The 12,634-nt window shown below is 73.7% G+C and carries 6 protein-coding genes; 2 read left to right on the forward strand and 4 right to left on the reverse strand.

The features are described 5' to 3' along the window. Window positions 1–284 precede the first annotated feature (284 nt). Complete coding sequence (locus ABD369_RS12250) at window positions 285–3,137, forward strand: FtsK/SpoIIIE domain-containing protein (protein ID WP_425557597.1); 2,853 nt, start codon at window positions 285–287, stop codon at window positions 3,135–3,137. 360 nt (window positions 3,138–3,497) lie between these two features. On the opposite strand, the gene ABD369_RS12255 is transcribed toward ABD369_RS12250, so the two are convergent. The 4 genes from ABD369_RS12255 to ABD369_RS12270 all read right to left on the reverse strand — a co-directional run bounded on the left by ABD369_RS12255 (window position 3,498) and on the right by ABD369_RS12270 (window position 11,591). Beyond that, window positions 3,498–8,444 carry an NAD-glutamate dehydrogenase gene (locus tag ABD369_RS12255; protein ID WP_344636347.1) on the reverse strand — a complete coding sequence of 1,649 codons (4,947 nt, stop codon included), beginning with the start codon at window positions 8,442–8,444 and terminating at the stop codon, window positions 3,498–3,500. Between the two features lie 476 nt (window positions 8,445–8,920). Continuing rightward, the gene (locus tag ABD369_RS12260) at window positions 8,921–9,577 is read right to left on the reverse strand and encodes an HAD family hydrolase (protein ID WP_344636348.1); all 657 of its coding nucleotides are present in this window, start codon (window positions 9,575–9,577) and stop codon (window positions 8,921–8,923) included. 101 nt (window positions 9,578–9,678) lie between these two features. Beyond that, window positions 9,679–10,188, reverse strand: a complete 510-nt coding sequence (locus ABD369_RS12265) for a DUF6912 family protein (protein ID WP_344636349.1) — start codon at window positions 10,186–10,188, stop codon at window positions 9,679–9,681. Between the two features lie 128 nt (window positions 10,189–10,316). After that, window positions 10,317–11,591 (reverse strand): patatin-like phospholipase family protein, encoded by a 1,275-nt coding sequence (locus ABD369_RS12270; protein WP_344636350.1) that lies wholly within the window; start codon window positions 11,589–11,591, stop codon window positions 10,317–10,319. A gap of 329 nt (window positions 11,592–11,920) precedes the next feature. On the opposite strand from ABD369_RS12270, the gene ABD369_RS12275 reads away from it, so the two are divergent. Next, the gene (locus ABD369_RS12275) at window positions 11,921–12,556 is read left to right on the forward strand and encodes an Rv3235 family protein (protein WP_344636351.1); all 636 of its coding nucleotides are present in this window, start codon (window positions 11,921–11,923) and stop codon (window positions 12,554–12,556) included. Window positions 12,557–12,634: the final 78 nt, after the last annotated feature.

Here is a 12,634-nt window from a genome sequence, read left to right on the forward strand (position 1 = left end):
CCGGACCGCGCCGCGGACCGGGCCGGGCACGGCTCAGGGGTCTCCCCTAGGGGTGGGACAGGGGGCAGGTTGACCTGACTGCCCGTCGGCTCCACCATGGCGATCATCGCAAGATCGTCAAATCCGGTACCGGGCGCGCGCTGTCCCTCCCTGGTGGCAGGATGGCATGCGCCACACGTGTGACGGCAGGCAAGGGTACGGCCCCGGTCAGCCCCCGGCCGGTCGATCTTCCACTGACGGCACCACCCGGGGTGCGGGGCTCCGGGCAGTGCCCGGCTGATCACGTGCCCGAGGTCGACCGGCAGGGCCTAGACGAGCAGAAGGGACCGGGCGAGATGCAGATCCGGCTGACCGTCCTCCGACCCCGCAGCGGCTCGGCCGCCGCCGGATCCACCACCGACGTCCTGGTCACCGCCCCCGCGGGCACCGCGCTCGGCTCCGTCGCGGGCGCCCTCGCGGGCGCGGTCGGCGTACGCGGCCCGCGCTCCGCCACTCACGTGCACCTCTACGCGGGCACCCAGCGCCTCGACGACCAGGTACTGCTCGGCCACCCCCCGCTGCTGGACGGCACCGTCCTCTCCCTGAACGAGCCCGACCCCGACGCCGACGAGCCCGTCGACGAGGCCCTGCCCGAGCTGCGGATCGTCGGCGGCCCGGACGCCGGCGGCGTGCACCGGCTGCACGGCGAGGAGATCCAGGTCGGCCGCTCCAGCCAGGCCGACGTACCACTGGACGACCCCGACGTCTCCCGGCTGCACCTGGCCCTGCACCTGGCCCCCGACGGCCGGGTGACGGTCCGTGACCTGGGCTCCACCAACGGCACCACGGTGGACGGCCACTTCCTCCGCGGCGCCGCCGCCGACCTGCCCGAGGACGGGCTCGTCCGGCTCGGCGAGTCCACCCTGCAGGTCGCCCGGCCCGGCGCCGCCGCCCACCCCGCTCTAGGGGAGATGTCAGGGTCCGCCCGGCAGCCCGTACCGGACGGGCAGGGCCGCCTCGAGATCGCCCCCGCACCGCCCACCAGGCCGCTGCCCGCCGAGCCGGCAGCGCCCCCGGCCCCCGAACCGCCCTCCCCCGGCGGGCGCGCCCGGGCCCTGCTCTCCCGTACGCTCGGCCGCTCCGCCGCGCCCGATCCGCAGCCCAGCGCCGCCCGGCAGCACGCCGCCGCCCGGCTGCGGCAGACCGCCGCCCAGCGCGAGCGCTGGCCCGACCCGGCCCAGCTACTGCTCACCGCGCTCGGCACCGGCCCGCGGCTCTGGGAGCGCGCCCCGGCCCACCCCGACGCGCTCGTCCTCCGGCTCGGCACCGCCGACCGGCCCGGCGGTCCCGGTACGGCCCCGGGCACCGTGCTGCCCTCCGTCCCGGTCACGGTGGACCTGCGCGGTGCCGGCAGCCTGGGCCTGACGGGACCGCGCGCCCGGCTGCTCGGGCTGGCCCGCGCGGCCGTCGCCCAGCTCGCCGCCCTGCACCCGCCGAGTGCCCTGAGCCTGGTCCTGCTCAGCACCGAGGAGACCGCGGCCGACTGGTCCTGGGCCCTGTGGCTGCCCCACCTGCGGCCCGCCCACGGGCAGGACTGCCGGCTGCTGGTCGGCTTCGGCCCCGAGCAGGCCGAGGCCCGTCTCACCGAACTCACCGCCCGCACCGGCCAGGACACCACCGCCGCGGCGCCCGCCACCGTCCTGCTGGTGGACGGCGACCCGGGCAGCCCGGCCGCCCGCCGCGCCCTGGAGCTGCTGCTCGCCCGACGCCGAGCGGTCCACCCGCTCTTCCTGGCCGAGCACCCCGACGAGCTGCCGCCGGGCCTCGGCGCCACCGCACGCATCACCGGTGAGGTCGCCACCCAGCTCACCGTCCACCGCCCGGCCGCCGGGGGCCGCGAGGTGATCGAGGACGTCTCGCTGGACGCCGTCTCCGCCGCCTGGGCCGAGCGGCTCGCCCGGGTCCTCGCCCCGCTCACCGAGACCTCCCCGACCAGCCGCGGCCCGCTGCCGGACGCGCTGCGCCTGCTCGACCTGCTGCGGCTGGACACCGTCACACCCGCCAAGCTCTCCGCCCGCTGGGACGCCCTGCCCGCCAGCCCGGGCACCGCCACCGCACTGCTCGGCACCACCCGCGACGACCACTGCACCATCGACCTCGCCGACCCCGACCTGGCCGGTCCGCCGTCCTTCACCGGCGGCGAGACGACCGGGCCGCACCTGATCGTCGGCGGGGCCAAGGGCTCCGGCAAGACCGAGCTACTGCGCACGCTGGTCGCCTCGCTCGCCGTCTCGGAGCGGCCGGAGCGACTGCGGATCATGGTCGTCGAGGGACGCGGTTCGACCGGCCCGGACGACCCGTCCGGCTTGCGCAGCTGCACCGACCTGCCGCATGTGACCGAGCACCTGGACGCCGCCGCCGAGCCCCGGCAGGCCCTGCTCACCGCCGAGTGGCTGCTGGACGAGCTGGACCGGCGCGAGGCCGTCCTCGGCGACCTCGACTTCACCTCCTGGCACACCACCCGCGTCCTCGGCGGTACGCCCGGCGCGGCCCTGGTCATCGCGGGCGGCGTCAGTCCGGCCGCCCTGGCGGGCGCCGGTGCCACCTCCCGGGCGTCCGGGCCGCTCACCGGGGCGGACGTCCGGCCGCCGGCACCCGCCCGGCTGGTCGTGGTGGTCGACGACTACGACGCGCTGCTCGCCCCCACCTCCCCCGCCGGACGGCCACTGGCCCGCGCCCTGGCGGCCGTCGCCCGGCGCGGCGGGCGACTCGGGGTGCACCTGGCGGTCAGCACCGGCTCCCCCGAGGAGACCGCCGGTACGGAGGTCGACGAGGCGGCCCAGCTGCGGATCGCCCTGCGGACGGCCGACCCGGCCGACTCCGACCTGCTGATCCACCTCGGCGATGCCGCCGCCCTCCCCGAAGGCACCCCCGGCCGGGGCTACCTGCGGCGGCCCGACGGCGGGGTGGCGGCCTTCCAGGCCGCCAGGGTGAGCGGGCGCATCCCGCGCACCGCGACCCTCCGGCCGACCGTCGTGGCCGTCGACCCGGCACAGCTCGGCGCTCCGCCGACCCGCCGACCGGTCCGCGAGCTGGGCAACGGCCCGACCGACCTCGCCCTCCTCGCCAGCGCCCTCCAGCGCGCCGCCGCCCCCTGACGGGGCGCGCAGCGCCCCCTCGGGGGGGGGCGGGCGAGCCCTCAAGCGCGGGTGAGCCCTCAAGCGCGGGTGAGCCCTCAGGCTCGGGTGAGCGTGAGCCCTCAGGCTCGGGTGAGCGTGAGCCCTCAGGGGCGCGGGGGACTGCGCGAGAGGCCCTGCAGCTCCTTTACCGGACCGGTCACGCCGTTCCCCGCGCCCCCGAGTGGCTGCAACTCCCGCACCCGGGTTCAGCGCGGCACAACCGCCTTCCGCCCCGCGCCGCTCCCCGCGCCCCTGACAGCTCATCCGCCCCGCCCCGGAAACCCGCGAGGGCGGCACCGGGAAGAACCCGGTACCGCCCTCGTGAGGCCGTCGGCAGACTCAGCGCATCGAGCCCGTGCGCAGCAGCGTGCGGATCACCCGCATCGCGACCGAGAGGCTGGACAGCTCGTAGTTGTCCGAACCCCTTATGTCGTCGAGCGTGGTGCGTGCCCGGCTCAGCAGGGTGCCGTTCTCCTCGGCCCATGCCTCGTAGCGCTGCTCGGGGGTGGCGCCCTCGGGGCCGCACGCCAGGATGTCGGCGGTCAGCGCGGAGTGGGCCGCGAAGAGGTCCTCGCGGATGGCCGCGCGGGCCATCGAGGACCAGCGGTCGGTACGCGGCAGGTCGATGATCCGGTCCAGCAGGTGGCTGATCTGCAGGCGGTCGGCGAGGTCGTAGTAGAGCTCGGCGACCTCGGCGACCTCGGCGCCCGCGCTGTCCGCGACCCCGACCATGTCCAGGGTCGGGAAGGCCGAGGACAGGCCCGCGATCCGGGTGGCCAGGCCCTCCGGGACGCCGGCCTCGGCCAGCTCCTGGTAGACCGAGTCGAACCAGGTCAGGTCCTCGCCGCGGAGCGGCTTGGGCAGGCTGCTCCAGACCTGCTCGACACCGTCGCGGAAGAACTCGATGGTGACGGCGATGTCCAGCGGCTGGCGCCGGTTGTTGAGCATCCAGCGGGTGGCCCGCTCGACCAGCCGGCGGGAGTGCAGCCGCATCTTGGTCTGGATCCGGGCCGACACCTGGTTGTCCAGGCCCTCGACCTCGTCCCAGATGGTCTCCAGACCGAAGACGGCGCGCGCCGCGGTGTGCGAGCGGACGATCTCGGCCATGGTCGCCCCGGTCTCCTCGCGGAGGCGGAAGGCGAAGGTGCAGCCACCGCGGTTGATCGTGTCGTTGACGATCAGCGTGGTGATGATCTCCCGGCGCAGCGGGTGCTTGTCGATCGCCTCGGGGAAGCGGGTGCGCAGCGCGGTCGGGAAGTACTCCTGCAGCAGGGTGCGGAAGTACGGGTCGTCCGGCAGGTCGGTGGCGAGCAGTTCCTCGGCCAGCACGATCTTGGTGTACGCGAGCAGTACGGACAGCTCGGGCTGGGAGAGCCCGCGGCTGGACGCCTGGCGCTCACGGATCTGGCGCTCGGTCGGCAGGAACTCCAGCGCGCGGTCGAGCTGGCCGTCCGCCTCCAGGCGGTTGATCATGCGCGAGTGCACGTTGACCAGGCTGTGCGCCTGCTTGACGGCGTTGGCCAGCACCACGTTCTGCGCGTAGTTGTTGCGCAGGACCAGGTGGCCGACCTCGTCGGTCATCTCGGCGAGCAGGGCGTTGCGCTGCTTGACGGTCATGTCGCCGTCGGCCACCAGCTGGTTGAGCAGGATCTTGATGTTCACCTCGTGGTCCGAGGTGTCCACACCGGCCGAGTTGTCGATGGCGTCGGTGTTGATCCAGCCACCGGTGCCCTCAGGGCCGCCCGACGCGGCGTACTCGACCCGGCCGAGCTGGGTGCAGCCGAGGTTGCCGCCCTCGCCGATCACCCGGGCGCGGACCTGGGAGCCGTTGACCCGGATGGCGTCGTTGGCCTTGTCGCCGACCTCGGCGTTGCTCTCCGCGGCCGCCTTGACGTAGGTGCCGATGCCGCCGTTCCAGAACAGGTCGACGGGCGCCTGCAGGATGGCCTTCATCAGGTCGGCCGGGGTGAGCTTGGCCGCCTCGACACCCAGTGCCGCGCGCACCTGCGGGCTCAGCTGGATCGCCTTGGCGCTGCGCGGGAAGACCCCGCCGCCCGCCGAGATCAGCGACTTGTCGTAGTCGTCCCAGGAGCTGCGCGGCAGCTCGAACAGCCGGCGGCGCTCGGCGTACGAGGTCGCGGCGTCCGGGTTCGGGTCGAGGAAGATGTGCCGGTGGTCGAAGGCGGCGACCAGGCGGATGTGCTCGCTGAGCAGCATGCCGTTGCCGAAGACGTCACCGGACATGTCGCCGATGCCGACCACGGTGAAGTCCTGCGCCTGGGTGTCCACGCCCAGCTCGCGGAAGTTGCGCTTGACGGACTCCCAGGCGCCCCGGGCGGTGATGCCCATGCCCTTGTGGTCGTAGCCGGCCGAGCCGCCGGAGGCGAAGGCGTCGCCCAGCCAGAAGCCGTACGACTCGGCGACACCGTTGGCGATGTCGGAGAAGGTCGCGGTGCCCTTGTCGGCGGCGACGACCAGGTAGGTGTCGTCCTCGTCGTGGCGGACCACGTCGGCGGGGTGGACGACCTTGCCGGCCTTCAGGTTGTCGGTGATGTCCAGCAGCGCCGAGATGAAGGTCTTGTACGAGGCGATGCCCTCGGCCAGCCAGGCGTCGCGGTCCACCGACGGGTCCGGCAGCTGCTTGGCGACGAAGCCGCCCTTGGCGCCCACCGGGACGATCACGGTGTTCTTGACCATCTGGGCCTTGACCAGGCCGAGGATCTCGGTACGGAAGTCCTCGCGCCGGTCGGACCAGCGCAGACCACCGCGGGCGACCTTGCCGAAGCGCAGGTGCACACCCTCGACCCGGGGCGAGTAGACCCAGATCTCGAAGGCCGGGCGCGGGGCCGGCAGGTCGGGGATGGCCTTGGGGTCGAGCTTCATCGAGACGTACGAGTGCCAGTTGCCCTCGGCGTCGTGCTGGAAGAAGTTGGTCCGCAGGGTGGCCTTGATCAGGTGGAGGAAGGAGCGCAGGATGCGGTCCTCGTCCAGCGAGACGACCTCGTCCAGGGCGCCGTCCAGCTCCTCCAGGATGCCCTCGGTCAGCTCCCGGGCGCCCGACTGGTGGCCGGGGCTCAGGCGGGCCTCGAAGAGGTTGACCAGCAGCCGGGTGGTGTGGGTGTTGTTGCGGAGCGCGTCCTCCATGTAGTCCTGGGAGAAGGTGCTCCCGGCCTGGCGGAGGTACTTGGCGTAGGCGCGCAGCACCATGGCCTGCCGCCAGTTCAGCCCGGCGGTCATGACCAGCTCGTTGAAGCGGTCGTTCTCGGCCTGGCCGGTCCAGGTGGCCGCGAAGGTCTCCTGGAAGCGCTCGCGGGCCTCCTCGGTGAGGCCGGTCACCTCGCGCAGCCGCAGGCCGAAGTCGACCACCCAGGCGGTGGTGCCGTCGGCGCGGGTGAGCGCGTACGGGTGCTCGTCCAGCACCTCGACGCCCAGGTGCTGCAGCACCGGCAGGACCTCGGTGAGCGAGATCGGGCCGCCGACCCGGTAGATCTTGAAGCGGCGCTCGTCGTCGCCGGCGCCGACCGGCTGGTACAGGTTGAGCCGGAAGTCGCCCTCGCCGCTCAGCGACTCGATGTGCTTGAGGTCGGCGACCGCGGTGCGCGCGGTGAAGTCGGCGCGGTAGCCGTCGGGGAAGGCGTTGGCGTACTTGCGGCCCAGCTCGGCGGCCTTCTCCTCGCCAAGCTCCAGGTGCAGCTGGTCGTGGAGGCCGTCCATCCAGAACCGGGCGGCCTCGACCAGCTTGGCCTCGATCCGCTCGATGTCGGTGTCGGAGAGCTGGGGCAGCTCGCTGCCCTTGGCGACCCGGACCACCAGGTGGAGGCGGGTGAGCACGGACTCGGTCGAGTAGATCGTGTAGTCGATCGTGTCGCCGTTGAGCTCGTCCTTGAGGATCGCCGTGATCCGCTCGCGGACCCGGGTGTTGTACCGGTCGCGCGGCAGGTAGATCAGCGCGGAGAAGTAGCGGGCGTACTCGTCCTGGCGCAGGAACAGCCGCAGCCGGCGGCGCTCCTGCAGGTAGAGCACGCTGGACGCGATGGAGAGCAGGCCCGCGGCCGGGGTCTGGAAGATCTCGTCCCGGGGGAAGGTCTCCAGGATCTGCAGCAGGTCGCGGCCGTCGTGGCTCTCGTTGCTGAAGCCGGAGTCGGCCAGCACCTCCTGCACCTTGCGGCGGACCACCGGGATCCGGGTGACCGACTCGGTGTAGGCGGCCGAGGAGAACAGGCCGAGGAAGCGGCGCTCGCCGATGACCTCGCCGTTGGCGTCGAACTTCTTGACGCCGACGTAGTCCAGGTAGGCCGGGCGGTGCACGGTCGCACGGCTGTTGGCCTTGGTCAGCACCAGCAGCTTCTTCTCGTGCGCCTTGGCGCGGACCGGGGCGGACAGCCGGCCGAACGCCTCGCTGACCGGGTGGTGGTCGGCGTCGTGGCTGACCGGGTCGGAGCGCAGGATGCCCAGGCCGGTGCCGGGGACCGCCCGCAGCACCTCCTCGCCCTGGTGCTCGGCCAGCAGGTACTCGCGGTAGCCGAGGAAGGTGAAGTGGTCGTCGGCCAGCCAGCGCATCAGCTCCCAGGCCTCGCCGACCTCCTGCTCGGCCAGGTGGGCCGGGGGCTGCTCGGCGAGCTCGTCGGCCAGACGCAGCGCGCTGTCGCGCATCTTGGTCCAGTCCTCGACGACCTCGCGGACGTCGCCCAGGACGCGGCGCAGGTTGGCCTCGATCGAGCGGAGGTCCTCGCGGTCCGTCTCGCGGTCGATCTCGATGTGCATCCAGGACTCGACCACGGCGTCGGCCGGCCACTCGGCACCGGCGGCCTGGCTGCGGGCGCAGGCGTCGATGTCCAGGATCTCCAGCAGCTTGCCGGTGATGTCACGCCGGACCACCAGCTGCGGGTGGACCACCACGTGGATGCCGCGGTCCTGGCGGGTCAGCTCGTTGGTGACCGAGTCGACCAGGAAGGGCATGTCGTCGGTGACCACCTCGACCACGGTGTGGCCGCAGGACCAGCCGTTCTCTTCGACGGTCGGGGTGTACACCCGGACCTCGGCGGTCCCCTGGGGCCGCTTGAGCCCCAGTCGGTAGTGGGAGGCGGCCGCGCCGTAGACGTCGACCGGGTCCCGGTCGATCAGGTCCTCGGGCGCGGTGTGGAGGTAGTAGTGGTGCAGGTACGCGGTCAGAGCACCGTTGCTCAGGCCCTCCCCCTGTACCGCTCCCCCCACCTGGCTGTTCTCAGCGGCTGCTGCTGCCTTGGTCAGCAGTTCGGCCTTGGCTGCGTCCAGCTTGGTCTGCATGGCTGTCTGGCTCCTGTCGCGCGCCGTTGCGTGACTCGGTGGTGTCGGGTGTGCACCGCCGGGTCTGTCTGCAATCCTCCCTCATGATCCAGATTCCGCCCTAATGGGTGGTTACGAAAGGCGGCCATGTCACGCATGACTTGCCCTCCATCTGGGTACGTGAGGTCGATTGGCCTGGATTGCCAACCCGACGACGCCAGAAAGCCTAGCCGCACCAAACGAAGGTGTCAGGGGACACCGAGGCACAAAGTCGTAGGAAGACCGAGTCCACCTGGACATCTTGTCCAAAGTCACCTGGCGCCTTGTCAGGCGCTGTCAGATTCAGCGCGCCTCCAGGGGTCCGAGCCGCGCCCGAGCCGCGCTTCCGGCGGCTGAACCGCCGCTCCCCCGCAAGCCCCGTCCGGGGGCGCGCGGAACCGGATGCGGAACCGCACGCCCCGTGGCCGGAGGCAGCGGAGCCGGCTCGGCGAATGGCGTCACACGGTGATCCGCGCCGCCAGCTCCACCGCCTCCGCCAGGGTGTCCACCACCGGCACTCCGACCTGCTCCAGCTTGGCCCGGCTGTGCGAACCGCCGGTGTACAGCACCGCGTGCGCACCCGACTCCAGCGCCGCCAGCGCGTCGTCCGCCGCGTCCCCGATCAGCACGGTGCGCTCCGGCTCGACCTCGGGGGCCAGCGCCGCCAGATGCCGGACCAGGAAGCCGGCCTTCCGCCCGCCCGCGTCCCCGACCCGGCCGTCCACCCGGACGAAGTGCGGAGTGATCCCGAAGCCGTCCACCACCGGCACCAGCTGCTCGTGCTCGTACATCGACAGCAGCGACTGGCTGTTGCCCGCCGCCTGCCACTCGCGCAGTAGCGCCGGCACGCCGTCGGTGAGGCCGCACCGGTCGCGCAGCTCCGTGTAGCGGTCGTGGAAGACACCGTCCAGGTGGTCCCACTCCGCCTGGCTCGGGGCGCGGCCGAGCAGCCGCTCGTAGAAACGCGGGACCGGGACCTCGTACGAGTCCCGGTACTGCTGCAGGGTCATCGGGGCGACCCCGATCGTGGCGAAGGCGGCGTTGCTCGCCTCGAGCACCGCCTCCATGTCGTGGAAGAGAGTTCCGTTCCAGTCCCAGATGATGTGAGTACGCACCCGGGAACGGTAGCCGGACCCCCTGACAGGCAGGCACGCCCGGTCCCCGCCCGACCGCCCGGCAGGCGGCCAGGAGGCCACGCGATCAGGCGATCAGGCGATCAGGCGATCAGGGACGGGATCTCCTGGGTGGCGAACCAGAGCAGGTCGTGGTCCTCCGCGCCGTCCACGGTGAACTGGGCGTCCGCGTCGCCCTTGTCGGCGGCCTCGACCGCCTCGGCGGCGGCCGTCACGTCCTCGATCACCTCGGTGTCGGCGGCATCGGCGTGCACGGCGGCGGCCTTGGCCAGCCGGACCGGTTCCTTCAGCACCACCCGGCCGAGCGAGGCCTGGTCCTGGTACTCGTCGCCGGGAAACGGCGCCACCGCCGCATCGGGCACCTCGACGGCCACCACCACCCGCCGGCGCGGAGCCTCGGGATCGGCGGCGAGCAGGCGCAGCGAACCCTGCGCGGCCCGGTTGAGCGCCGCGTACTCCAGCTCCTCCAGGTCGTCGCTGACGTACCACTCGCGCAGCGCGGGAGTGACCGCGTACGCCGCCGACTGGTCGAGTGCACCGCCCGGATGCGCCGCCGCCAGACCGTTCAACGTGGTGGGCACGTACACGCGCATCGGGGGCACTCCGGTTCTTCGGTTTCCTCGGACGGCTGATCAACACCGCGCACCAAGAATACGGCCCGCACCCCGGCCTTCCCCGCCGGGCGAGCGGCGGAGAGCCGGACACCTGCACGGACCGAACGTCAGCGTACGGACTCGAGGGCCGTCCGGCTGGTCCGCAGCGCGGTCTCCAGCACCGCCGGCCGGCGCGCCGGATCCATCATGTTCGGCCCCATCACCGCGAGGTCCTCCAGGGTCGGCGCGAGCAGCCGCACCCGCACGCCCGAGTCGCGCAGGCGCCGGGCCTCCCGGAGCATCTGCCGGGTCACGGTCCGCCGGTAGCGGCTGACCAGCTGCGCCAGGACGCCCTTCGGCCGGTCCCTGGCCCGCCATTCGCGCAGGGCGGCGACCGTCCCGCGGCCCGCGTCCACCCGTGCCGAGCCCGCCCACGCGGGACGCAGCGCCATCGGCGCCAGCACGTACACCTCGTCCAGCTCGCGCTCCGCCATCAGGTCGGCGTTGGTGGCCGACCAGCAGCCGCCGTCCACGTACGGGCTGCCCGCCACCTCCACCGGCGCGAACCAGCCGGGGATCGCACAGGAGGCCATCACCGCCTCGGCCACGTCGGCCTCCGGCGCGTCCGGATCGCCGAAGACCACCCGGCGACCCGTGCGGTAGTCCACCGCCGCGACCCGCAGCCCGGACCCGCGCGGCCAGCCGTCACCGTCCACCAGCCCGCGTACCAGCTCGCCGACCGGCGCCACCGAGCCGCGCCCGGTCGGCACCACGGCGGAGACCATGGTCAGGAACGGGTACTCGCGCGGGTGCCGGACGGCGTCCCGCAGCAGGCCGGGCGAGCCGATCCCGGGACGGGGGCGCGGCGGCAGCGCACCGCCGACGGCGGTGTCGTAGTCGAACTCCACTCCGGCCAGCGGACCGGTGCGGATCGGCAGGCCGCGCTGGTGGTCCCGCAGTTCCTCGGCGCGCACACCGGCGGCCAGCATCGTGCCCAGGATCGAGCCGGCGGAGGTCCCGAGGATCACCTCGGCGCGGCCGGGCTGCCAGCCGGTGCTCTCCTCGATCGCGCACAGCGCCCCGATGGTCCATGCCGCGCCCAGCATCCCGCCGCCACCGAGCACCAGGCCGCGCCGCACCCCGTCCACGCCCGGGCCGGCCGGCCCCCCGCCCGTCCGCGCGACCACGTCCACGGCGGCGCCGTTCACCACCCTGCCCCCGGCGCGCCCCGGCTCCCGCTCGACCGCGGCCCTGCCGGCACGGGCCGGCTCACCCCCGCCGTCGGCGCCGCTCCCGGTCCTCCCGGCTCCGGCACCCGCCGCGGCGGCCGCCGCGGACGCGCCGGTCGCCTTGACGGACCCCGCCGCCGTCCCCGCCGACTCGGCCGAGGGCTGAGTCACCATTCCGCTGCCGCCTCTCCGGTGTCCGGATCGTCCTCCCCGATCCTCCCGGCTACCAACCGGTACAACCGGAACGGCACCCGGGCCGCGCCGCGATCGGGCACCCAGCGTACGTCCCCCTTCGAGCGCCACCGAACTACCGCTGGCGTCAACCGGTGGCCCGGATGCCCGGCCCAGGAGCCCTCGGGCGGCAAGGGACGTCACCCGGATAGGTGACTCCCTGTGTGGCCCCGGCGCTGCGCCGACGGGTGATTGCCGCCCCGTGGCGGCACGGGTACCAAGGTCTTCGACAGGCCAAGCCACCCCACCGACATCCGCCGGAGGTACCGTCCATGGTCGAGCCCGCAGCCGTCCCGCAGCTCGCGACGCTCCGCGCTCCGCGCGTACGCCCCCTGGTGCACACCGCCGCCGGACACCCGCACTCCCGGCGCCCGCTCCCGCGGCCACGCACGTGCACCGCCCCGGCACCGACCACCGTCACCTCCCCGATCACCGGCAGCGTGTCGACCGGCCCCGTCGGCGCCGCCTCGAAGGGCCCATCCACGACCCCGGCCCCCCTCCACACCCCCGCACCGGTGCGTGTCCCGGGCGAACCGCGGCGCCCGCGCCACCCACGCGCCGCCTGCGCCCCGGCGCACGGCGGCGGCCACAGCGAGCTCGCCGCACGCTTCGCGCACCGGCTGGTGGAGGTCCTCACCGGCCGCCGTCCGGCCGGACAGCTCCAGCGGCACACCACCGTCCCCGGCTACCAGCAGCTCACCGCCCTGGTCAGGAGCGGCCCGCTGCGCCCGCGCGGCCAGGTCGTCGGCCACCGGCTCGGCCAGGTGTACGACTCCGCGCCGGCGCCCGGCGCGCTGGAGGTCTGCGTACGGGTCGAGTTCGGGCACCGGCACCACGTGGTCGCCTTCCGCCTCGAACAGCACCGCCGCACCGAGCAGTGGCAGTGCGCCGCTGTCGAAGCCCGCTGAGCGCCCGAAGGCAGATCAACGCCCGGGATCCACCCGGGGACGCACGGCCGCCCGAGCACCCCGTCCGAGCCTCCAGGG

Source organism: Kitasatospora cystarginea, assembly GCF_039533515.1.
Classification (GTDB): Bacteria; Actinomycetota; Actinomycetes; order Streptomycetales; family Streptomycetaceae; genus Kitasatospora; species Kitasatospora cystarginea.

Bases quoted from the DNA above. Each gene is read 5' to 3' on its own strand.
- ABD369_RS12270 (WP_344636350.1), bottom strand. From the start codon at position 11,591: ATGGTGACTCAGCCCTCGGCCGAGTCGGCGGGGACGGCGGCGGGGTCC.
- ABD369_RS12255 (WP_344636347.1), bottom strand. From the start codon at position 8,444: ATGCAGACCAAGCTGGACGCAGCCAAGGCCGAACTGCTGACCAAGGCA.
- ABD369_RS12275 (WP_344636351.1), top strand. From the start codon at position 11,921: ATGGTCGAGCCCGCAGCCGTCCCGCAGCTCGCGACGCTCCGCGCTCCG.
- ABD369_RS12265 (WP_344636349.1), bottom strand. From the start codon at position 10,188: ATGCGCGTGTACGTGCCCACCACGTTGAACGGTCTGGCGGCGGCGCAT.